Below are 23,286 nucleotides of genomic sequence, written 5' to 3'. Positions count from 1 at the left end.
CAGAACGAATCAAATAGCACTTATAGAAAACTGTCCATTCAAGCTGGCTTGAATGGACTTTCTTTTTGTGTAGTGGATACCATTACAAATAAGATTCTCGCATTTGAGCGTATGAGCTTCAAAACACAGCTCACCCCCTACCTGATGCTCAAGGAGTTAAAGCAGAAACTCAGCAAACAAGGCGATGTGGGAACAAACTTTTCAGAGGTAATGGTAATCCATAAGAACAACATGTTCGGTTTGGTTCCCAAACCATTGTTCAATAAGGAGGAGCTACCAAATTACCTAAAGTTCAACGCTAAGATCATGCCAAATGACCTGATAGCGTATGACGAGATTCCAAATCAAGAAATCATCAATGTTTACGTCCCATATACCAATGTAAACAATTATATATTTGAACTTTTTGGTGAATTTGAATTTAAACACAGTGGAACTGTTCTTCTCAATACACTATTAAACCAAAACAGGACGGTATCGGAACCGGTCTGCTATGTTCAGGTTTCAGAACGAGAGATGGAAATGATGATAATCTCCGACAAGAAATTAAAATTCTACAATCAGTTCGAGTACGGGAGCAAAGAAGACTTTCTATATTACTTACTATTCAGTTTGGAGCAAATGCAACTAGACCTTGAAAAGGTCAACCTAAAACTTTTTGGTGCGGTTGAAGAGGGAGATCCCATTTATGACCTCTGCTACCAATACATAAAAAACGTATCTGTTTTTGTTCCCAACAATCCATCTTTTCCAATGGAGCAATTGGAAAACGAGAGCATAGATTTTTCGATTTTAAGCTCCCTCTAAATGCGTATCATATCGGGAAAATATAAGGGCAAAAGACTAACTGCCCCAAAAAAGTTACCAGTTCGTCCAACTACGGATATGGCCAAAGAGGCACTGTTCAATATTCTGAACAATCGATTCTATTTTGATGAACTCAAAGTTCTTGACCTATTCTCGGGTACGGGCAACATTAGTTTTGAGTTCGCATCCAGAGGAACAGAAAAGATAACTGCGGTAGATGGGTTTCAGGGTTGCGTTCGCTATATTTCAAAAACTGCCGAAGCATTGGAATTTTCCATAAATACCGTAAAATCCGATGTCTTTAAGTTTTTACAGCGAACTACCGAAAAATACGACCTTATTTTCGCTGACCCGCCCTACGATTTTGATACCGAACAATTTCTCAACATTGCCGATTTGGTTTTTGAAAAAGAACTTTTACTGGAAGATGGTCTACTAATCATTGAACATTCCGACCAAACCGATCTTTCCGAACATCCAAAATTTTCGGAGCAAAGAAAATATGGTGGAAGTATTTTCAGTTTTTTTGAAGTGGAATAAAAGCAGGCCATAAGCCGGATTCTGTATACTCTTATCATTTATCTAGACACATGGTTGCCCAAGTGTTCCAACCGCCTACCCTCCAACTCGGACGTGCCGCCCTCAAACATTGGTTTACATGGCGTTTCACCGCATAGAGTTTGCCGATTTCACTACAGCCGAACTGTACTTGCTTTCTGTTGCACTGGTCCTCGCCTTACGGCGGACGGGCGTTACCCGCTATGCCGCACTGTGGTGTCCGGACTTTCCTCTTCAAGCATGGTTATCCATACTTGCAGCGATAAGGTGGCCTGCTGTTTGCAAAGATAATCCAATTGTTAATAAAAAACAGCTTAACTATCCTCTTGCAGGTAACTTTACATAATCCTATTTTTATATTTGTAGTAATTCTATTATTTCCCAGCATTGGAACCTTTTATAGTATCAGCTAGAAAATATAGACCCCAAACATTCAAGGATGTTGTGGGCCAATCCTCCATTACAAATACCTTAACCAATGCAATTGACAACAACCATTTGGCCCAAGCGCTGTTGTTCTGTGGTCCAAGAGGTGTTGGAAAGACCACTTGTGCCCGTATTCTGGCCAAAAAAATAAACCAAGATGGTACGGAAAGGGAAGATGAAGATTTTGCCTTCAACATTTTTGAGCTGGATGCTGCATCCAACAACTCCGTAGACGATATTCGCAGCTTAATAGATCAAGTTCGAATCCCACCTCAAACGGGTAAGTACAAGGTGTACATTATTGATGAGGTTCATATGCTATCCCAATCGGCATTTAATGCCTTTTTAAAAACATTGGAAGAACCTCCAAAACACGCCATATTTATTTTGGCAACCACGGAGAAGCACAAAATAATTCCGACGATACTTTCCCGGTGCCAAATATTTGATTTTAAGCGCATCACCGTAAAGGATGCTGCGGAATACCTAAAGTATATCGCTGAGCAGCAAGGTATCGAAGCGGAGGAAAGCGCACTGAACATCATTGCCCAAAAGGCAGATGGTGCCATGCGGGATGCCCTATCCATTTTTGATCGTGTGGTAAGTTTTTCGGGTAAAGAATTGACCCGAAAAGCGGTAACCGAAAACCTAAACGTTCTGGATTACGACATTTATTTCTCTGCCACGGATTTGATTCTGGAGAACAACATACCAGAACTTTTGATTCTTTTCAACAAAACCCTGTCCCTCGGTTTTGATGGCCATCACTTTATTTCAGGTTTGGCATCACACTTTAGGGATTTGATGGTATGTCAACACCCAGATACCTTAAATTTATTGGAGGTGGGTGAAGATGTAACCCAACAATACAAAGATCAAGCAAAAAAGAGTTCAAAAGAGTTCCTTTTAAAAGCCATAGATCTGGCAAACGATTGTGACCTGCAATACAAAACCAGTAAAAACCAGCGATTGTTGGTTGAACTAACGCTTATGAAATTGGCATCCATCACTTTCGATGGAGAAAAAAAAAACTCTAATTTCATAATTCCGGCCTCTTATTTTTCCGGGAAAACAACATCATCAAACGGCACATCCACATCGCCTCAAACCAATGGTGCCACTCCACCACCAAAAGTAGAAAAACCGATACCTTCCAATACTTTAAAAGAAGCCCCTGAGCCCAAGGAAGCGGTAAAAGAACAAGTCGACGAGCCAAAAGAACCCTATCAATCCAAAAAAATCAATATCAAGACTTCGGAAAAAAGAGTCTCAGGGCTCTCCCTTTCCAGCATTAAGGTTAAAAAGGCTCACGAGAACACGAAATCCCCAAGCATAGAGGAAAAGGATCTACCCAAAGATCCCTTTGAGGAAAAAGACATGCAGCAGCATTGGACCGACTTTGTGAACATATTGGAAAAGCAGGGCAGAAAGATTTTGGCCAGCAATTTGCAAACCGATGTTCCCAAGCTAAAAAATGAGAATACCATCTGGATAGAGCTCCCCAATGGCACCATGAAAAAAGAAATTGAGCGGGAACAAAGTCTAATGCTAGATTACTTGAAACAAAAATTGAACAACTATTCCATTACTCTTTACATTACAGTAAACGAGGAAGTTGCCAAAAAGTTTGCCTTTACTCCAGAAGAAAAATATGAAAAGTTGAGAGAGAAAAATCCAAATTTGGATTTGCTCAGAAAAGAGTTTGACCTCGATTTTTAAACTTACCGCACAATACTTTTATCTTTGCACCTGTAACATTCAAAAAGCATAGTCATGTTAGGCCTAAAACTACCTACGGACCCAAGATGGGTAAACATTGTTGAAAAGAATATCGAAGAAATATTGACCGATCATGCCTATTGCGAGCAAAAGGCAGCAAGTACAGCGATTTCTTTGATTATCGGTTTTCCTGAAAAATCGGAATTGGTAAAGGAAATGACCGCTCTTGCCCGTGAGGAAATGGGACACTTCAACATGGTCCATGATAAAATTACAAATCGCGGTTGGGTCTTGGGTCGCGAACGAAAGGATGAATATGTTGTTGAATTGATGAAATTCTTCCCTAAAGGTGGTAGCCGAGAAACCCATTTGGTACACAAGCTATTGTATGCCGCCCTAATTGAAGCGCGCAGCTGTGAACGCTTTAGATTACTTTCTGAAGAAATAGATGACGAAGAATTATCCGAATTCTACCGAAACCTTATGGTCAGTGAAGCGAACCATTACACCATGTTCCTAAAATTTGCCCGAAAATATGGCAACAAAGAGGAAGTGGACCAAAAATGGAACGATCTTTTGGAGTACGAAGCCCAACTAATGAAAGACTTGGGAAAAAAGGAAACCATGCACGGCTAGGCCTCCAATTTTCTTTTATAGTAATCGTACATCTCAAATTGGGAACGTAGTTCAGGTTCCCCTTTGGCTCGCTTTCTATAGGCGTTGTCCTGTTTTTCCGAAAACACCCTCGCCTTGGAGTTATCTTTCCAGGATATCTCAAAAGTATCCAGAAGTTCTTGCCTAATGTCAGGGTCGTAAATAGGGCAACCCACTTCTACCCTAAAGTCAAGGTTACGCGTCATCCAATCAGCTGAGGAAATATAGATTTTTGGATCACCATTGTTACCAAAAATGAACAATCTTGGATGTTCCAAAAACTTATCCACCACACTAATGGCCTCAATATTCTCGCTCATTCCCTCAACACCCGGTATAAGACAGCAAATACCCCTTACTATCATTTGTATTTTAACCCCTGCCCTGCTGGCTTCGTAGAGCTTGTCCACCATCTTATAAGAAGTTAGGCTATTAATCTTTATTTTGATGTAAGCCTCTTTACCTGCTTTGGCATATTCGATTTCCTTATCTATCAACTTCATAAAAGTTGCTTTGGTGTAATGCGGAGACACAACCAAGTGTTTGTACTTATTGATTTTGTAATTGGTCTCAAAGAAGGCGAACACTTTGCTCATATCCTTTAAAATACCTTGATGGGCCGTAAACAAGGTGTAATCCGTATAAATTTTCGCTGTTGATTCATTAAAGTTTCCGGTACTGATAAAGCCATACCTTTTGATGCCCTCATCCTCCTCGCGTTCCACCAAGCAAACCTTACTGTGTACTTTTAATCCGGGAACACCAAAAATCAGATTTACCCCTTCATCCTGTAAATGATTGGCATATTCAATATTGTTCTGCTCATCAAATCTCGCCTGCAATTCAATCTGTACCGTTACCTGCTTTCCATTTTTAACCGCATTGACCAAAGCCGAGGCTATTTGGCTATCACTTGCCAATCGATATATCGTAATCATGATACTTCGTACTTGGGGGTCCAGTGCAGCTTCACGTAAAAACTTCGTTACATAACTAAATGTATGGTAAGGGGCATAGATCATATAATCTTTATGGGCGATCATATCCAGCAAACTACCCTTCATACTTAATCCCTTTACCGGTAAAGGCTCTATTTTATCGTACATAAGGTCATGTCTTCCTAAACTGGGAAAGCCCATGTAATCCCTTCTATTATGGTAACGGCCACCAGGGATAACGCTATCGGTATCCATGATATCCATTTTTTCCTTTAGGAATTGAAGGGTGTCCTTATCAATGCTCTTATCATAAACAAAACGAACCGGATCACTAATTTTTCTGTGTTCAACACTTGAGGAAATCTTTTCAATAAAACTCTTGCTCAAATCATTGTCGATATCCAATTCAGCATCCCGAGTTATCTTGATCATATGGGCAGAAATGGATTCAAACTCGAACATGGTGAACACACTATCCAAGCAAAAACGAATCAAATCGTCCAACATGATAACATAGTCCTTGTCCCCCTCTTTGGGCAATACCACAAAACGGTCGATGCCTTTTGGAATCTCAATCAAAGCATATCGGTTGTGCTTCCCTTTTGACGAACCATTCTTCATTACGATTTTAACGGCCAAATAAGCCGCAGTATCCTTTAAAAGAGGAAATTCTGTAAGGTCGTTCAAGATGATGGTCATCAACTCTTGGTTTACCTTTTTAAAGAAATAGTCCCGAATAAATTCAGCTTGGCTTTCGTTGACTTCGGTTTCCCTGATAATGAAAATATTTTCTTGACGAAGTTCCTTGTCAATTTGCTTAAAAACCTCCAGACTGCGGGCCTGCTGATCTATCACAATTTTGGTGATTTCCTCCAAAAGGTCTTTCGCCCTTTCGCCGCCCAAAACACTTTTACCGGTTTTTCCAGCATCAACTATTCGTTTTACGGTAGCATATCTAACCTTAAAAAATTCATCCAGGTTATTACTGAAAATGCCCAAAAATCGTAATCTGTCGATGAGTGGAACCCTATGGTCCTTACTCTCTTGCAATACCCTGGCATTAAATTGCAGCCAGCTGATTTCCCTATTTATATATTCGTTCTTTGCTTTTACCATTTATTTTTTCAAGTGTTTTGGAAAGACCATTTGCTTGGTGGTTCCCTCTGATATCTTGGACCAATCGTCCACACCAAATGTAATGTGGACAAGACCTGCCGTGGGAACGTTCTCAATATACTGATCTCCCCAAGTATTTGCAAGTGAAGTGAAGGCATAGTTATGTCCAAAGATCGCTATGGTTTCCAAATCATTGTCCAGGGAATGTATAAATTGCTCCACACTGTTGCCGGAAAAATCATAAAGCGCATCGACCACGCCGAATTTTGATAAATCAAAATCCAAATTTCTCGTAAAGATCATACTGGTGTGCAAGGCACGGTTGGCGGGGCTGGAATATATAAAATCAATGGAGGGCGCATGCAAACCGAAGGTTTTGGCAACCAAATGAGCATCGTTTATCCCTCTTTTTTTTAGTGGTCTATCCTTGTCGGAGACATCGTATTCCCATGAGGATTTCCCATGTCTCATTAATATAAGTTGTTTCATTTTTTTGGATTTATGGCGCCAAACGTTCTATTTTCCAATCCAGATCATCCTGTAGGGAATACCGTATCCGATCGTGCAATCTATTAGGGCGTCCCTGCCAAAATTCAATGGAAATGGGGCGCACCAAATATCCCCCCCAATATTCCGGTCTGGGCACTTCCTTATCTTCGTATTGCTGTTCGAGTTCCTTTAATTTCTCCTCCAGATAGTCTCGGGAAGGGACCACTTCACTCTGATCGGAAACAACGGCACCTAATTGACTGCCGTGCGGACGAGATTCAAAATAACCGTCTGAAAGGTTTTCTGCAATTTTTTCAGCTTTTCCCTTTATGATCACCTGACGCTCCATATTCGGCCAAAAAAAGGATAGGCAAACCGATGGATTGGCTTCAATGGCTTTACCTTTTTCACTTTGGTAATTGGTATAGAAAATAAAGCCTTCATAGGTGAATTTTTTCATCAATACCACACGGCTTTTGGGAAAACCGTCCAAACCAATGGTAGAGACCGTCATGGCATTGGGCTCATCCACGCCGTTGGCCGCTTCTACTTCATGAAACCATTTTTGAAATTGTTCCAATGGATTTTCCTTTACCGATGCTTCGGTCAGCTCACTTTTCTCGTAAGATTTTCTGTAATCGCCAAGGTCTTTTTGCATGACGTGAAGTTCGGTAAAATTCAAATGTCAACAAAAGATAGATGAGCAAAAAAGAGGGTTTTTATCCAGTGGGCAAGAATCTATTCCGGTACATCAATCCTATTGTATTTCATTTGTGTAAGGACTGGGGCGTCTGCAGGGTAAGTTATATATTCCAAGTAAAGAACATCTTCCTTGATCCAATATCTACTGCTAAATGATCCCAAAAAAAGACTGTCCCTTTCTACTTCAAAAGCTCCTGAGTTTTCCGAAAACTCCGTAAGTTTTGTCTTAGGTTCTCCGTTAAAACCAAACCAATCTGTCCTGAACAAATAAGTCGAATTATCGTTGAATGTATAAGTAGATACTATTTTGCCTTCTACTTGGTCATTACTTGAACTCCAACTTCCAATAAGATCTACTGCAATGTTTTCTGCTTTCGAAGAATCCTTTGAACAAGATGATATAGATAACAATAGGACCAAAAGACCTACAACTATTTTCCCCATGCGACAACGCTTTTATTTCAAGATACGGAGACCATCCGTTGGTTGCTTTAAAATGGAAGGTCAAAACTCAATCACTTTGCCATCATCGGCCAACTCTACAACCGGAAAAACCTCTTCGGCCTCCTTTTTAAATAGTTCGATGGATTTATAGCGTGTGGAATAATGCCCCAAAATCAACAGGCTAGCATTGGCCTTTTTAGCGATTTGAGCAGCTTGTTTGGAGGTAGAGTGCTTTGTTTTTTTACATAGATGTTCCTCTGAATCCAAGAAAGTGGATTCGTGATACAGTACGGTAACATCCTTTATTGTTGGTAAGATAGCTTCATTATAAACCGTATCGCTACAAAAAGCATAGCTTTTGGGCTCAGGTGGGTCAATGGTGAGTTTTTTATTGGGTATTGTTTTTCCTGATGCATCAACTCCATCCACTCCCTTTTTTATATGGTTGAATTGGCTCTTATCAACACCATATTTTCGGGCAGCCGTAATGTCCAATGTCCGGGGAGCTTTCTTTTCTTTAAATAGATACCCGTTGGTATACACCCTATGGATCAAGGGAACCGTTCTAACGGTAACTTTTTCGTCTTCAAAAACGAGTTCGGATTCCTTGGATTCCAGCTCATGGAATATTAAGGGGTAATTGGTCCATGAATCACCTAATTTTAAAAATAAGGTAATGGCCTCTTTGATGCCCTTTGGACCATAAATGTGCAGTTCCTTGTCCCTGCCCAATAACCTAAAGGTGGATATGAGTCCGGGCAAACCAAAAAAATGGTCTCCATGTAGATGCGATATAAAAATGTGGTTGATCCTGGAAAACTTGACCTTGTATTTTCTGAGCTGTACTTGGGTTCCCTCACCACAATCGATCAAAAAAAGGTGGTTCTTTATCTCGAGTACCTGTGAAGTAGGATTGGTGAATGTTCGTGGTGTAGCTGCATAACAACCAAGTACAGTGAGTTTCATATATCCAGGTCACGTTCAATTTCTTCCATCTCGATTAGGTCCTTGGCCTCCTGCAAGGTGGGCACAACACTTATCTCTTCCGGAATTTCATCATAGCTTAGCTTATCGGTGACTAAAACAAATGATTGTCCTCCTGCTTTATGTGTGTTGGATAGGTCCAAAAACTCCAAGATGTCATTGATACCCAGTTTATCAAAAGAAAAAAGATTGACCACAATGTTATCGTGCTTGAGTTTTGGATACGCTTTATTGAGGTTTTCCAAAAAACCGGAAAGTGTGGTTTTTTCCTGGAAAACAATCGTTGTTGTTCCGTCTTTGTCGAAAATCATCTTTTACTTAATTTTTGATGCCAATAGATAGAGTACGGCCATACGTACAGCTACTCCATTTTCTACCTGGTGTAAAATAATGGACTGATCGGAATCGGCCACATCACTGGTGATTTCCACCCCTCGGTTTATAGGACCGGGGTGCATGATTACAATTTGTTTGTCCAAACTGTTCAAAAGTTCTTTGTTGACCCCAAATTGTTGGGTGTACTCCCTTGTGGACGGGAAATAGCTGATATCCATCCGTTCGTTCTGTACACGGAGCATATTGGCCACGTCGCACCACTCCAAGGCTTTTCTTAAATTGGTCTCTACCCCAACTCCCAATGATTCAATATGCTTGGGGATAAGGGTTTTTGGACCGCAGACCTTTACATTGGCGCCCTGTAATTTTAAGGCGAAAATATTGGACAGTGCCACTCGAGAATGTAAAATATCCCCCACGATCACAACATTTTTTCCGCCCACATCACCTAATTTTTCACGAATGGAAAAGGAATCCAACAGCGCTTGCGTTGGGTGTTCATGGGCACCGTCACCTGCATTTACAATGGACGCATTAACATGCTGGGACAAGAAAATCCCAGCTCCCGGATTGGGATGACGCATCACTACCATGTCCACTTTCATGGACAGGATATTGTTCACGGTATCTATCAGGGTCTCTCCCTTTTTAACAGAGGATTGCCCCGCCGAAAAGTTCACCACATCGGCAGAAAGCCGTTTTTCGGCCAGTTCAAAAGATAGTTTTGTACGGGTGCTGTTCTCAAAAAAGATATTGGCAATGGTAATATCTCGAAGGGTAGGCACTTTTTTGATAGATCGGTTGATCACTTCCTTAAAATGATCGGCCGTTTCAAAAATGAGCGATATATCCTTTTTGTTCAGATACTTTATTCCCAACAAGTGATTTACACTTAACTCGCTCATTATCTTTTATTTGCTTACTAAATAAACTTTATCTTCTCCATCGTTCTCTTCCCACATTACCTTAACCTTTTCCTCGTTTATGGCATCCACTTGTCTACCGCGGTAAGTAGGCTGTATGGGCAAATGTCTACTGAAACGCCTATCGATCAATGTCAAGAGTTCTATATTGCTAGGTCTTCCAAAGGATTGGATGGCCGTTAGGGCCGCCCTGATACTTCTTCCCGTGTAAAGTACATCATCTATGAACACCACTTTTTTGTCTTCCACCAAAAAATTCATTTGCGTGGAATTGGCCTTCAGGATTTCCCCTCTTCCAAAATCGTCCCTAAAAAATGTGATGTCCAAGAAACCAAGGTCAATATGTTTGATCTTGTATTCCTTTTTGAGAATCTTTACTAACCTTTCTGCCAAAAAAACGCCTCTGGGCTGGATACCGATCAATGCGGTATCCTTAAAATCCAAATGATTCTCCATTAGCTGACAGGCCAACCGGTGCAGTATGATGTTGATTTCCTTTGAAGTAAGCAGAACTTTTTGACTCATATGCTATGTGCGACCAACTCGGTTGAGTACAAAAGTAAGCAATTCTTTAAAATGTTCGAGACATAAAAAAGCCCCGACTGTTTCCAGCGGGGCTTCGTATCATTGAAAAGTCCGATTACTTTTTCTTATCGGCTTCCATTTTGTCCTTCAATGCTTGCAACTGTGAGTTGGCATCTCCAAGGGTTGGAGCGGCTTCGTCTTTAGATGCAGCTCTTTTCTTGGCAGCAGCCTTCACATTTCTATCTTCTTGCTCTCTAAAGATCGCAGTGTGGCTGGCCACAACTCTTTTGAAATCTTTGTTGAACTCGATGATCTTGAATTCGGCCTCTTCACCTTTAACAAGTTTCTTGCCGTCTTCTTTTTCCATGTGACGTTGTGGAACAAATCCAACGATGTCCTCGTTGAAGTTGATAGTTGCTCCTTTATCAACAACCTCGGCAATGGCAGCTTTGTGAATTGTTCCTTCAGCAAACTCTTCGGAGTACTTGTCCCAAGGATTCTCTGTGGTCTGTTTGTGACCAAGGCTCAATTTGCGACCTTCCACGTCCAATTCCAACACTTCCACTTCCAAGGTGTCACCTACGGTTACAAACTCGGATGGGTGCTTGATTTTCTTGGTCCAAGAAAGATCGGAGATATAGATCAAACCGTCGATTCCTTCTTCCAACTCTACGAATACACCAAAGTTGGTAAAGTTTCTAACGATTCCTTTGTGTCTTGATCCAACAGGGTATTTTGAAGTGATATCGGTCCATGGGTCTGGAGTCAATTGCTTGATACCCAACGACATTTTACGATCTTCTCTATCCAAGGTCAATACAACGGCTTCAACTTCATCACCTACATTTACAAAGTCCTGAGCAGACCTTAAGTGCGTAGACCATGACATTTCTGAAACGTGGATCAAACCTTCAACACCTTCGGCAACTTCGATAAAGGCACCGTAATCAGCGATTACCACTACTTTACCTTTTACTTTGTCACCTACTTTGATCTCATCACCTAGGGCATCCCATGGGTGTTTCTCCAATTGCTTAAGACCCAACTGAATTCTAGACTTGTTATCATCAAAATCCAAGATAACAACGTTCAATTTCTGGTCTAACTCCACCACCTCGTTCGGGTGATTGATTCGGCTCCATGAAAGGTCGGTAATGTGTACCAATCCATCCACACCTCCAAGGTCGATAAATACCCCGTAAGATGTAATGTTCTTGACCACACCTTCCAATACTTGACCTTTTTCCAGTTGGCCGATGATTTCTTTTTTCTGCTCTTCGATGTCCGCTTCGATCAAAGCTTTGTGCGATACCACAACGTTCTTGAACTCGTGGTTGATCTTCACTACTTTGAACTCCATGGTCTTACCTACATACTGATCGTAATCGCGGATAGGCTTCACATCGATTTGAGAACCTGGCAAGAACGCCTCGATTCCGAATACGTCAACGATCATACCACCTTTGGTACGACATTTAACGAATCCAGTAACGATTTCTTCCTTGTCGTGTGCATTGTTTACACGCTCCCACGCCTTGATGGTTCTTGCTTTTCTGTGGGACAATACCAACTGACCGGTTTTGTCTTCACGGATATCTATAAGTACCTCAACTTTATCTCCAACTTTTAAATCGGGATTGTAGCGGAACTCATTCAAGGAAATTACACCTTCGGACTTGGCATTGATGTCAATGATGGCCTCACGGTCCGTCATGTGAACAACTTCTCCTTCCACTACTTCCTCATCGGCAGTGTCCACAAAGTTTTCCTCTACAAGTGTTTCGAATTCTTTAAGCTTGCTATCGTCAACGCGCTCAATTCCTTCTTCATACTTTTCCCAGTCAAAATTTTCAAGAAATTCCTGAGGATCTTGTTTGGGTTCTGTTTCTTTTACTTCTGGTGCTGCGGCAGTTTCTTCTACCTCAACGTTTTGTTTTTCTTCAGCCATGCTTGCTGATTAAAATTTGTATTCCACGTTTTACAAGAGTTGAACAATTACCGCGGAAGTGGTTTTAAATTGATTTTCTAAATTCCCTTTTTCTCTTGCCTCCTTGCCAAAAGGGGTGCAAAAATACAATTAAATTATTGATATACAAAGCCTACAAGCAAGGTTTACACAAAAAAAGTATTGCTGTTATTTAATGGCAAAATGTTCGCGGATTGATTATCTTGAATGTTCTAATTATTAACTATAAAAAAGAACCCTTATGAATGTAAAAGCAAAGTATCAACCTGTACTCGACTTAGGTGAAAAGTTGGAGGTAAAAAACGGCGATGTAAATGTTGAAGGCGACATTTTGAAGATAAAGGGAATGACCAAGACCCAGTATGAAAAGAACCTGTTATGGGACAAGATCAAAGAAATTGGTGGAGAGCACCCTTCGGATATTAAAGCGAACATTACGGTGGAGGATGATTCCGTGTATCACAGACATACGGTAAAAAGCGGAGAATCGTTGAGCAAGATTGCGAAGCATTATTATGGCGACCCGATGAAGTACACCAAAATTTTTGAAGCGAACACCAATATTTTAAAGGACCCCAACGTAATCCACCCCGATCAGGTATTGGTAATTCCTAATTTGCAATAACAGTTTGGGACAAAATGTCGTTATAAAATAAAAAAACGCCCGATGGGCGTTTTTTGGTTTAATTAAGTTTAGAATTAAAATTGTTACATTCACTTAATAAGTTGAACTGGTTTCAACAAACCTCCAATAACAATCATTAAAACCATAATTGGCAATAGTTGTGTTTCACAGTTGCCAATCACTAACCAATGATAAAATTCTTTAGAAAAACTAGACAGATTTTACTTTCAGAGGGTAGAACCGGAAAGTATTTGAAATATGCAATTGGTGAAATTATTCTGGTTGTTATAGGAATTTTAATTGCTATACAAATCAATAGCTGGAATGAGTCAAAAAAGAATTCGAAAAAGGAATATTATTTATTGGAACAACTTCAAAAAGAGTTCAAAAAGGACAGTAGTACAATCGCCACACAGGCTTGGCTGACAAATTTGAAAGTACATGATGGCAAGATGATAAAATCATTTTTACGAGGGAAGAATGATTTACGCTCAGATTCTTTAGTGAGTTTTTTGTTTTTTAACGGGAAAACCTTGTTGTTTCAAAGCCATACCCCCACTTATGATGAAATCATATCTTCGGGAAATTTGAGTTTAATCACCAGTGAAAATTTAAAAACCAAAATCTCCAACTATAAGAGCAATATTAGTTCTGCAAATTCCTTTCTGTTCATGGAAGCCCATGAACTCAAGAAGAAGTACAATTCACATCTCTATCAATATTTTGATTCAGAGATCATGACATATTTATGGAAAAACCATAACAGAAGGGAAGATAGGATAATTACTCAAAAAGCCATGGAGGACTTTAAAATCGATATCGAAAGCTTTAAAAACGATTCAAATTCACTATATCATGTGAGTACTTTGATTGGAGTGGATGCTGAACTAAATTTTCAATATACCCAAAGAATAAATATGCAGATCTATGAAATTTTGGAAGAACTTAGTAAGGAGTTGGGGAGATTCAATCAATGATTTTTTTTAATTGAAGTACAACATTGATTATTACTCGCTACGCTTTATTACCTGACCAAAATTCATCGCTCCTGATCAACTATTTTTAAAACAAAACAAATGATTTGCGAACACCTACAACCGATTGAAAAAATAATACAAGAAAAAAGGATAAAAGAAAAGTATCGTGGGCCAGCATGGTCCAATAATTGTCGGGAGTGGGTGTATTACGAGTGCTTTATAGATGCTGTTTCGCTCTCCCAAAGACTTGATTTGGATGAATGCGTAGAAATCCATAAACATTTGGGAACCCATGACGGCAGCGAGTATGGATTTTACTGTAATGAACATCATGACGGAATAATGGGATATCCACCTGAAATGATGAAGGGTAAAATCATAGTAAAATAACCCACTCACCTATTTCGCAATCACCCTTTTGGCAAACTCATGGATTCGTTCAAACTGCTCCTCCAAGCCCATGTCACTGTTATCAAACTCAATGGCATCTTTGGCCCTGGTAAGGGGGGATATGGTTCGGGTGGAGTCGATACGGTCCCTTTCCTCCACGTTTTTCAATACTTCAGGATAGGTAACTTCCTCGCCTTTCTCCAACAATTCCTTATAACGCCTTGCCGCTCGCTTATCGGGAGACGCCGTCATAAACAGTTTTAGCTCCGCTTCTGGAAAAACAACGGTGCCAATATCACGGCCATCCATTACAATACCTTTGTCCTTGCCCATTTCTTGCTGGATTTTCACCAATTTCCCCCTAACTTCTTTAATAGCGGAAACTTTACTGACCAGACGAGACACCTGCATCGTACGGATTTCCTTCTCTACGTTCACATCGTTTAGGAACATATCGGACTTCCCTGTTTCTTGATTGGGCACAAATTTGAGATGCACCTCGGATAATTTATCAATTAAAGTGGCCTCATCCACCTCTCCCCTTTCACTTATAATGCCTTGTTGCAGCGCAAAAAGAGTTACGGCGCGGTACATGGCACCTGTGTCCACATAAATATAGTTTAAGGTAGAGGCCAACCTTTTGGCGATCGTACTTTTTCCCGTGGAGGAATATCCATCAATTGCTATCGTTATTTTTCCCATATACCAAAAATAGGCAGAAAAGGTCTTATGCTGTTATGACCAAAGTCATTTAAAGTGTCTTGGCGTTTTTCACTTTCTGTTTGGTAATGGCAATATCGATAACCTCGCTCATATCGGTAACATAGTGGAATGTAAGCCCTTTCAGGTATTCCGGTTTGATTTCCTCAATATCCTTTTTATTGTCCGTACAAAGAATAATCTCCTTGATTCGAGCTCTTTTCGCCGCCAAGATTTTTTCCTTGATTCCACCTACCGGCAAAACTTTACCACGAAGGGTGATCTCACCGGTCATGGCCAAGCTCTTTTTCACTTTGCGCTGCGTAAAAAGGGACACTAATGAGGTCAACATGGTGATACCTGCACTTGGGCCATCTTTTGGCGTAGCTCCTTCCGGAACGTGAATATGCACATTGTACTTTTCAAATACGCTGGAATCAATACCATATTCATGCGCATTGGATTTGATGTATTCCATGGCAATGGTGGCGGACTCCTTCATTACTTTACCAAGGTTACCCGTAATGTTCATAGTCCCTTTTCCTTGAGAAAGAATGGATTCAATGAACAAAATATCGCCTCCTACGCTGGTCCACGCCAAACCTGTGACAACGCCTGCCACATCATTGTTTTCGTACTTGTCGCGTTCCAATCGGGCAGGGCCTAAGATTTCCTCAATATTCTCGTTGGTCAAGGTAACGTTGTACTCTTCTTCCATCGCGATGGACTTTGCAGCGTAACGCACTACCTTGGCTATCTGTTTTTCCAAGCTTCGCACCCCGGATTCACGAGTATAGCCCTCGACGATTTTTTCCAATTGGCGCTTGCCGATTTTCAAATCTTTTTTGGACAACCCATGCTCCTCCAACTGCTTGGGCAACAAGTGACGCTTGGCAATCTCCACCTTCTCCTCGATGGTGTACCCGGTCACGTTGATAATTTCCATACGATCACGTAAAGCTGGCTGTATGGTGGACAGGTTGTTCGCTGTTGCGATGAACATGACCTTGGATAGATCATAGCCCATTTCCAAGAAATTATCGTGGAAATCGCTGTTTTGCTCGGGATCCAAAACCTCCAACATGGCCGAAGATGGATCCCCTTGGTGGCTACTGGCCAACTTATCTATCTCGTCCAAGATAAATACAGGGTTGGACGTTCCAGCTTTCTTCAAGCTCTGGATAATCCTACCCGGCATGGCTCCGATATATGTTTTTCGGTGTCCGCGGATTTCCGCTTCATCACGGAGACCACCCAAGGACATGCGCACATATTCCCTGCCCAAGGCCTCTGCCACGGATTTCCCCAAAGAGGTTTTACCCACACCGGGAGGACCGTACAAACAAAGGATCGGCGACTTCATATCGTTTCGCAATTTCAGAACTGCCAAATATTCAATAATTCTGCGCTTTACATCTTCCAGACCATAATGATCTCTGTCCAGAATCTTTTGGGCCCTTTTCAAATCAAACTTGTCCTTGGAATACTCGTTCCATGGCAAATCCAACAACAGGTCCAAATAGTTCCGTTGGATGGAGTATTCGGCTACCTGTGGGTTCATGCGCTGCATTTTGGAGAGTTCCTTCTCAAAATGCTCTTGCACTTTTTTGCTCCACTTTTTCTTTTTGGCCTTTTCGGCCATTTCGTCCACCTCTTCCTCATAAGAAAGTCCACCAAGTTCCTCTTGGATGGTCTTCATTTGTTGGTGAAGGAAATATTCACGTTGCTGTTGGTCCATATCGCTACGGACCTTGCTTTGTATATCGTTGCGCAACTCTAACTTTTGAAGTTCCATGTTCATGTACTTCAAGGTGGCCAAAGCCCTTTCCTGAAGATTTGGCATTTCCAAAAGTTGCTGCTTTTCCTTTACGGCAAGATTCAAGTTGGATGACACAAAATTGATCAAGAACGAATTGCTCTGAATATTCTTGATGGCAAAAGTAGCCTCGCTCGGAATATTCGGATTGTCCTTGATAATCTTAAAGGCCAATTCTTTGATAGAATCTATTATCGCCTCAAATTCACTGCTTTTTTCATCGGGACGCTCTTCCTTGGCCTCGCTGACCTTGGCGGTCATGTAAGGCTTCTCGGTAAGCACGGCGTCTATTTTAAACCGTTTCTTTCCCTGAATGATCACGGTAGTGTTCCCATCTGGCATTTGAAGCACCCTTAAAATACGTGCGACCGTTCCCATGGTATTAATGTCCTCCGGGCCTGGGTTTTCGACACTTTCGTCTTTTTGGGACACTACACCAATGGTCTTGGAACCATTATTGGCATCCTTGATCAAGTTGATGGATTTATCCCTTCCAGCTGTAATCGGAATAACAACGCCAGGGAACAAAACCGTATTTCTAAGCGGCAGTACCGGTAAAGTTTCCGGCAAGCTCTCCCTGTTCATCTGTTCTTCGTCTTCAGGGGTCAACAACGGAATCAATTCCGCATCTTCATCAAGCCCTTGCAAATCTATATTGTCAAATTTGGTAATTTTCATCTCTCCCATATCATCTTTTCGGTCATTTTGTCAGAATAGACGATCGACCAACATTTTTATTCAACATTCGAGTCTTCGCAAACCCCTCAAAATCAATGTTTATAGCGAATCGAAGACGTATTATCACCCATTAATTGGCAATTCCTGTGCCATTAAAAATCAAATTTTAAGAAAAAAGTGTAACAAATGGTAAATTGGGTAATCTATAAGACAAACCATTCATTTTTTGAGCCAACAAAATGAACATATTGACACACTGCTCAAATTGTGCATGCAGGGGCAACAAAGTGCGCAGCTAGAGGTTTACAACCGCTATTACAAAGCAATGTACAACACTGCTTTTAGGATTGTAAAACACACTGCCGAAGCCGAGGATGTGATGCAGGAATCGTTCCTGAGCGCATTTACCAAACTGCACACCTTTAAAGGAGACGTCACTTTTGGGGCATGGTTAAAGCGGATCGTGATCAATAACAGTATTTATCATTACAAAAAACAGCAAAAAAAACGTGCTGCAGATTTGGATGATGTAATGTACAAGGTCGAAGATAATGATGGAGTTGCTTCGGATCAAAATGGTTATACAGAACTGAAGGCTCAAAAAGTGATGGAAACCATGAAAAGTTTGAAAGACAATTACAGAGTTTCTTTGACCTTACATTTAATTGAAGGGTACGATTACGAAGAAATAAGTGAAATAATGAACATTAGCTATGCTAATTGTAGAACCATGATTTCGAGGGCCAAACAGAGCCTTAGAAAAAAGTTGACCGTAAATGTTTAGTTATGAGCAAGGATAGTTTAGATAGTTTGTTTGAGAGACTCCAAGGGGAGTTCGATGTAGCCGAGCCACAAAGCGGACACCAAGAACGGTTTTTGGAAAAATTAAACCAAAACCAGGGCACCATTGCCCTAAATAAAAAGAAGACACCTTGGTGGAAAACTTTGTCCATTGCCGCATCCATAGCCTTGGTAGCCATTTTGGGGTACCAAGCTTTCGGACCTCAACCGAACATTAAACAACAGGTGGTGAAAATTGCCCCGGAAGTTTCCGAAACGGAGTTCTACTTTGCCAATCTTATAGAGCAGCAGGTAGAAGTACTGAAGGAAGAAGAAACACCGGAGACCGCCCAATTGGTGGATGACACCTTGGCACAACTACAACGGTTGGACAAAGATTACCAATCCCTTGAGCAAGATCTGGTAGACGGTGGTGACAGCAAGATCATCTTGAGCGCGATGATCACCAATTTCCAAACACGAATCGACCTTTTGAAAGAAGTTTTGAGCCAAATAGAAAATATTAAGAATTTAAAAACACAAAATGATGAAAGCTTTACAATTTAAACACATCTTTTTCGCCTTGGCTTTGATTCCCCTTGTCGCGAGTGCCCATATGGACAACGATAAGCTGAATGGCAGGTATACCAAGGAAAAAACCATTAAAAAGGAATACAACGTTAATTCCGATGCTTTATTAAAGGTTGACAATAGCTACGGTAACCTCAACATAACTTCTTGGAACGAAAACCGCGTTGTGATCGAGGTGCACATTAAAACCAACGGCAACGATGAAGACCGTGTAAAGGAACGATTGGACGAAATCAATGTGGATTTTGAGAACAGCTCCAGCATGGTTTCGGCAAAAACAGATTTCGGAAACCGCAGCAATAGTTGGGGATGGAGCTGGGGAAAACGCAAAAAAGTCAGTGTACAGGTGAACTATACGATCAAATTGCCCGTAAAAAACAGTGTTAACCTAAGCAACGACTATGGAAGCATTATCTTGGACCGTATTGATGGCCATGCCAAAATTAGCTGCGATTATGGTAAATTGGAAATAGGCGAACTTCGCGGACGCAACAACGAACTCAGGTTCGACTATACCTCTCGCTCCACTTTTGATTATATAAACAGTGCGGAAATTGCAGCAGATTACTCTGGTTTTACCATTGAAAAAGCAGGTAACCTTGACATTAGGGCCGACTACACCAATGCCACCATAGAAGAAATGGAAAATCTTCAATATTCCAGTGACTACGGTTCCATTGATGTGAAAAATGTAAAAAATGTAGACGGTAAAGGAGACTATATCGGTGTAAAACTGGGCAATGTCCACGGCAATGTATCCCTTACCAGTGACTATGGGTCCATAAGAATAGACCGTATGGCAGCCGATGCCGGTAATTTGGAAATACGTTCGGATTACACAGGAATAAAAATTGGTTATGATACCGATTATCATTTTGATTTTGAGATCTCAACAGAATATGCCGGAGTAAGTGGCAAGGACGATTTTGAAATCAATATCAGCAAGGAAAAATCCAATGAAAAATATTACAGTGGTTACTACGGACAAGCGAATTCCGGAAACAGAGTGAGCATTACCAGTGACTACGGCGGCATATCATTTTATCAAAATTAACATCAAATCAAAAACAATTTAAACACAAGATCATGAAAAAATTTATCACGCTTACACTGGCATTGGGAATGTTGGCCTGTACCAATGCCCAGTGGGGAAAAAGAGTTAAGGGCAACGGGGATGTAGTTACCATTGAACGTTCGGTGGGCGACTATGACGAGATCGCCATGGCCGGCTGGTTTGATGTGGAACTGGTATCGGGTACCGAAGGAGAAATTACCTTAACAGGAGAATCCAACTTGTTGGAATACATTATAACTGAAGTGAAAAACGGAAAATTGGTCATTAAAAAAGAAAAAGGTGTTAATTTGAAGTCTTCCAACTGGAAAAATGGTATTCATGTAACAGTACCTGTGGAATCAGTGCATTCGGTAAGCCTTTCGGGCTCTGGTGACTTGGTCGGAAAAACAACCATTAAAGCTGACCACTTTAGCACCGCAATGTCGGGATCCGGCGATGTTACACTTATGGTAGATGCCGATGAATTGGACGCTACACTATCGGGTTCGGGCGACATCAACCTATCCGGTAGGGCAACCGACTTTACCGTTACGGTTTCTGGTTCTGGAGATATTAAAGCCTACGATTTGGAAGCCGACTTTGTAAAAGCAACAGTTTCGGGTTCCGCCGACATCAAGGTTACGGCCAACCAATCCCTTGAAGCGAGGGTATCCGGTTCTGGAGACATCCATTACCGTGGAAATCCTAAAAAAATAAACTCCAAAACCTCTGGTTCTGGAGACATAACCAAAGGATAATGTAGAGTTTATCATCAATCAAAGACTGAAAAAGCCCTGATATTCTCAGGGCTTTTTTATGTGTTAATTTGATGTTTGCACCTTATTTACACGGAGCAATAAAAATATTCCCATCAAAAAAAACAGTCCTAAAAAGATGGTACTGTTACGCATGCTACCCGTAAGTTGGGAAACAATTCCATACATAAAGGTACCGATAATGATCCCTATTTTTTCTGCCACGTCATAAAAACTGAAAAACGATGTGGTATCCGTTGTCTCCGGCAAAAACTTGGAGTATGTGGAACGTGATAAGGCTTGAATTCCCCCCATCACAATACCGACCAGTCCGGCCGCAACATAAAAATCCATTGGGGTTTGTAGAAAATAGGCATACACACAGAGACATGCCCAAATTACGTTGATCACCACCAAGGTTCTGATGTTCCCAAAAGCTTTGGAAGCCCATGCGGTGACAGTTGCACCCAAAATAGCAACAATTTGAATCAACAGAATACTTACAATCAACCCAGTAGTGCGTTCTGTATCGGAACCCCATATTATTTCTTCCTCTCCAAAATAGGTGGCAATCAGCATAATGGTCTGAACTGCCATGCTATAGGTAAAAAAAGCACCTAAATACCGTTTCAGTTTTCTATTCTCGCCAAGTTGGTGCCAGACCAGTTTTAATTCATTAAAGCCATTCAGGATGATATGGTCCCGTTTTCCTTCACGTTTGTACCCTTTGGGCAAATGCTTAAAGGTGTATTGACTAAATAGTGCCCACCATATACCTACGGAAATAAAAGAATACTTCATAGCCTTCATTTCTGCGATTTCCCCTCCATTGTCGGTAATGCCAAAAACATCTGGTTTCATTACCATGGCCAAATTGAAAACCAATAAAATCACGCTACCAATATACCCAAGCGAAAAACCTTTGGCACTAATACGGTCCTGTTGCTCTGGATATGCTATATCGGGCAAATAGGAATTGTTTATGGCAAAACTCACCCAAAACCCCACAAGCCCAAAGAAATAGCATGCGAGGCCAAAATAAATATGTTCCAAAGAGAACCAATATAATCCAATACAGGAAGCTGCACCCAAATAACAAAAGAACTTGAGGAATACTTTTTTGTTCCCTAGATAATCCGCGACACCAGAAACAAGTGGGGTCACAATGGCGATAAAAACAAAGGCCAAAGAGGTAACATAACTGATCAAGGGGGCCCTAGCTATTTCTCCGCCAAAAATCGTGACCTGCTCAATTCCAGCAGTTCGGAACAACAAACCATAAAAAAGGGGAAATATGGCAGATGAAATCACCAAACTGTACACCGAATTGGCCCAATCGTAAAATGCCCAGGCGTTCAACAGTTTCTTACTTCCTTTTAATGCCAGTGTTTGCGCCATGCTATTTATTAAGAAAAAATGTCACTTTGCAGGCCATTGAAAAACCCTTTCGTATTCATAGGATTTCTCGTTTGGCTCAAAGTGACATTCTTACGTTGTTGTTCTTTTATCTATTTAAACGATGTTACCCCAAATTTTCGTGCCTCTTGTTTTGCAGCAGGGGCCCATGCGGTCAAGTTACTGATTCTTGTATCGTTGGATGGGTGTGTGCTCAAAAACTCAGGAGGTGCCTGCCCTCCAGACTTAGCTTTCATTCGTTGCCAAAGTTTAGCCGCTTCATCAGGGTTATACCCAGCAATCGCCATAATCTGAAGTCCAATTCTATCGGCTTCGGTTTCATGGTTTCGGCTAAAGGGCAACATTACCCCAACCGTTGAACCAACACCATAAGCTTGGTTAAACAAGTTTCTTGTCTTGTCATCCTTAATGGCCACATTTCCTGCTACGGCCCCAATCTGTTGCAAGGTACTTGCACTCATGCGCTGGGCTCCATGGTCCGCCAAAGCATGTGCTACCTCGTGCCCCATAACAACAGCTATGCCGGCCTCGTTTTGTGCTATCGGCAAAATACCTGTGTAAAAAACAATCTTACCCCCAGGCATACACCATGCATTTACCGCCTCATCCTCAACCAAATTATATTCCCATTGATAATCCTTTAAGTATCCTGGGTAGCCATTGGCATCCAACCAACGTTCCGCAGCTGAAGCTATCCGCTGCCCTACCCTCGTGATCGTTTGTGCATCAGAAGTCCCGGTAACCACCTTGTTTTCTTTCAAAAACTGATCGTATTGGGAAAACGCCATCGGAAACATCTGACTGTTATCATAAAAGTTCAACGTACTTTTGCCTGTAAACGGATTGGTTTTGCAGGCCATTACTGCCATAAACACCAACAAAGTAAGACTAAGCTTTTTCATATGGTAAATCGTGTTT

General features: G+C 41.2%; 24 protein-coding genes and 1 other RNA gene. 11 read left to right on the top strand and 14 right to left on the bottom strand.

The features are described 5' to 3' along the window. Window positions 1-48: 48 nt before the first annotated feature. On the top strand, window positions 49-807 hold the full coding sequence (locus J0654_RS00425) for a DUF3822 family protein (RefSeq protein ID WP_237685844.1): 759 nt from the start codon (window positions 49-51) through the stop codon (window positions 805-807). Continuing rightward, on the top strand, window positions 808-1,347 hold the full coding sequence (gene rsmD, locus J0654_RS00420) for a 16S rRNA (guanine(966)-N(2))-methyltransferase RsmD (RefSeq protein ID WP_207025669.1): 540 nt from the start codon (window positions 808-810) through the stop codon (window positions 1,345-1,347). Here the strand turns inward: rsmD and rnpB are convergent. Next, an RNA gene (gene rnpB, locus J0654_RS00415) (RNase P RNA component class A) lies at window positions 1,343-1,644 on the bottom strand. The two genes, rsmD and rnpB, sit on opposite strands and share 5 nt — an antisense overlap. Window positions 1,645-1,752: 108 nt before the next feature. Between rnpB and J0654_RS00410 the strand changes: the two genes are divergently transcribed. After that, window positions 1,753-3,510 carry a DNA polymerase III subunit gamma/tau gene (locus J0654_RS00410; RefSeq protein WP_207025666.1) on the top strand — a complete coding sequence of 586 codons (1,758 nt, stop codon included), beginning with the start codon at window positions 1,753-1,755 and terminating at the stop codon, window positions 3,508-3,510. A 54-nt stretch (window positions 3,511-3,564) separates the two neighbouring features. Then, window positions 3,565-4,146 carry a MiaE family protein gene (locus tag J0654_RS00405; RefSeq protein ID WP_207025664.1) on the top strand — a complete coding sequence of 194 codons (582 nt, stop codon included), beginning with the start codon at window positions 3,565-3,567 and terminating at the stop codon, window positions 4,144-4,146. Here J0654_RS00405 and ppk1 read toward each other — a convergent pair. The 9 genes from ppk1 to rpsA form a co-directional block, all read right to left on the bottom strand. After that, window positions 4,143-6,218, bottom strand: a complete 2,076-nt coding sequence (gene ppk1, locus J0654_RS00400) for a polyphosphate kinase 1 (RefSeq protein ID WP_207025661.1) — start codon at window positions 6,216-6,218, stop codon at window positions 4,143-4,145. The genes J0654_RS00405 and ppk1 overlap by 4 nt on opposite strands. Then, complete coding sequence (locus J0654_RS00395) at window positions 6,219-6,707, bottom strand: SixA phosphatase family protein (protein WP_207025659.1); 489 nt, start codon at window positions 6,705-6,707, stop codon at window positions 6,219-6,221. Window positions 6,708-6,717: 10 nt separating this feature from the next. Beyond that, entirely contained in the window at window positions 6,718-7,365 is a 648-nt protein-coding gene (gene pdxH, locus J0654_RS00390) for a pyridoxamine 5'-phosphate oxidase (protein WP_207025657.1), read from the bottom strand. Window positions 7,366-7,445: 80 nt separating this feature from the next. Then, window positions 7,446-7,853, bottom strand: a complete 408-nt coding sequence (locus J0654_RS00385) for a hypothetical protein (protein WP_207025655.1) — start codon at window positions 7,851-7,853, stop codon at window positions 7,446-7,448. Window positions 7,854-7,913: 60 nt separating this feature from the next. Next, window positions 7,914-8,819 (bottom strand): ribonuclease Z, encoded by a 906-nt coding sequence (locus J0654_RS00380; RefSeq protein WP_207025654.1) that lies wholly within the window; start codon window positions 8,817-8,819, stop codon window positions 7,914-7,916. Next, complete coding sequence (locus J0654_RS00375) at window positions 8,816-9,148, bottom strand: ribonuclease Z (protein WP_207025653.1); 333 nt, start codon at window positions 9,146-9,148, stop codon at window positions 8,816-8,818. Before J0654_RS00375 ends, J0654_RS00380 begins: the two co-directional genes overlap by 4 nt. Before the next feature lie 3 nt (window positions 9,149-9,151). Then, complete coding sequence (locus J0654_RS00370) at window positions 9,152-10,078, bottom strand: aspartate carbamoyltransferase catalytic subunit (RefSeq protein ID WP_207025652.1); 927 nt, start codon at window positions 10,076-10,078, stop codon at window positions 9,152-9,154. A gap of 6 nt (window positions 10,079-10,084) precedes the next feature. Beyond that, on the bottom strand, window positions 10,085-10,621 hold the full coding sequence (pyrR, locus tag J0654_RS00365) for a bifunctional pyr operon transcriptional regulator/uracil phosphoribosyltransferase PyrR (protein ID WP_207025651.1): 537 nt from the start codon (window positions 10,619-10,621) through the stop codon (window positions 10,085-10,087). 115 nt (window positions 10,622-10,736) lie between these two features. Continuing rightward, entirely contained in the window at window positions 10,737-12,569 is a 1,833-nt protein-coding gene (rpsA, locus tag J0654_RS00360; RefSeq protein ID WP_207025650.1) for a 30S ribosomal protein S1, read from the bottom strand. Between the two features lie 259 nt (window positions 12,570-12,828). On the opposite strand from rpsA, the gene J0654_RS00355 reads away from it, so the two are divergent. The 3 genes from J0654_RS00355 (at window position 12,829) to J0654_RS00345 (ending at window position 14,579) form a co-directional block, all read left to right on the top strand. Beyond that, on the top strand, window positions 12,829-13,212 hold the full coding sequence (locus J0654_RS00355) for a LysM peptidoglycan-binding domain-containing protein (protein ID WP_207025649.1): 384 nt from the start codon (window positions 12,829-12,831) through the stop codon (window positions 13,210-13,212). A 188-nt stretch (window positions 13,213-13,400) separates the two neighbouring features. After that, entirely contained in the window at window positions 13,401-14,189 is a 789-nt protein-coding gene (locus J0654_RS00350; RefSeq protein WP_207025648.1) for a DUF6090 family protein, read from the top strand. 99 nt (window positions 14,190-14,288) lie between these two features. Then, the gene (locus tag J0654_RS00345) at window positions 14,289-14,579 is read left to right on the top strand and encodes a hypothetical protein (protein WP_207025647.1); all 291 of its coding nucleotides are present in this window, start codon (window positions 14,289-14,291) and stop codon (window positions 14,577-14,579) included. Window positions 14,580-14,588: 9 nt separating this feature from the next. Here the strand turns inward: J0654_RS00345 and cmk are convergent, their stop codons facing one another. Further along, entirely contained in the window at window positions 14,589-15,281 is a 693-nt protein-coding gene (gene cmk, locus J0654_RS00340) for a (d)CMP kinase (RefSeq protein WP_207025645.1), read from the bottom strand. Window positions 15,282-15,330: 49 nt separating this feature from the next. Beyond that, on the bottom strand, window positions 15,331-17,781 hold the full coding sequence (gene lon / locus J0654_RS00335; protein ID WP_207025644.1) for an endopeptidase La: 2,451 nt from the start codon (window positions 17,779-17,781) through the stop codon (window positions 15,331-15,333). Window positions 17,782-17,998: 217 nt separating this feature from the next. On the opposite strand from lon, the gene J0654_RS00330 reads away from it, so the two are divergent. The 4 genes from J0654_RS00330 to J0654_RS00315 are packed head-to-tail and all read left to right on the top strand — an operon-like array spanning window position 17,999 to window position 20,955. Further along, window positions 17,999-18,556 (top strand): RNA polymerase sigma factor, encoded by a 558-nt coding sequence (locus J0654_RS00330; RefSeq protein ID WP_207025643.1) that lies wholly within the window; start codon window positions 17,999-18,001, stop codon window positions 18,554-18,556. 2 nt (window positions 18,557-18,558) lie between these two features. Then, entirely contained in the window at window positions 18,559-19,119 is a 561-nt protein-coding gene (locus tag J0654_RS00325; RefSeq protein WP_207025642.1) for a hypothetical protein, read from the top strand. Continuing rightward, entirely contained in the window at window positions 19,100-20,197 is a 1,098-nt protein-coding gene (locus J0654_RS00320) for a DUF4097 family beta strand repeat-containing protein (protein WP_207027854.1), read from the top strand. The genes J0654_RS00325 and J0654_RS00320 overlap by 20 nt, the downstream gene beginning before the upstream one ends. 32 nt (window positions 20,198-20,229) lie before the next feature. After that, window positions 20,230-20,955: a head GIN domain-containing protein gene (locus J0654_RS00315; protein ID WP_207025637.1), complete on the top strand. Its 726-nt coding sequence runs from the start codon at window positions 20,230-20,232 to the stop codon at window positions 20,953-20,955. Between the two features lie 63 nt (window positions 20,956-21,018). Here J0654_RS00315 and J0654_RS00310 read toward each other — a convergent pair whose 3' ends face one another. Further along, entirely contained in the window at window positions 21,019-22,350 is a 1,332-nt protein-coding gene (locus tag J0654_RS00310; protein ID WP_207025635.1) for an MFS transporter, read from the bottom strand. A gap of 110 nt (window positions 22,351-22,460) precedes the next feature. Beyond that, window positions 22,461-23,270 (bottom strand): M48 family metallopeptidase, encoded by an 810-nt coding sequence (locus J0654_RS00305; RefSeq protein WP_207025633.1) that lies wholly within the window; start codon window positions 23,268-23,270, stop codon window positions 22,461-22,463. Between the last annotated feature and the right edge of the window lie 16 nt (window positions 23,271-23,286).

The organism is Flagellimonas profundi (assembly GCF_017313275.1).
GTDB classification, from domain to species: domain Bacteria; phylum Bacteroidota; class Bacteroidia; order Flavobacteriales; family Flavobacteriaceae; genus Flagellimonas; species Flagellimonas profundi.
Note: the sequence above shows the minus strand (reverse complement) of the source record. Positions and strands in the feature narration are given on the sequence as shown.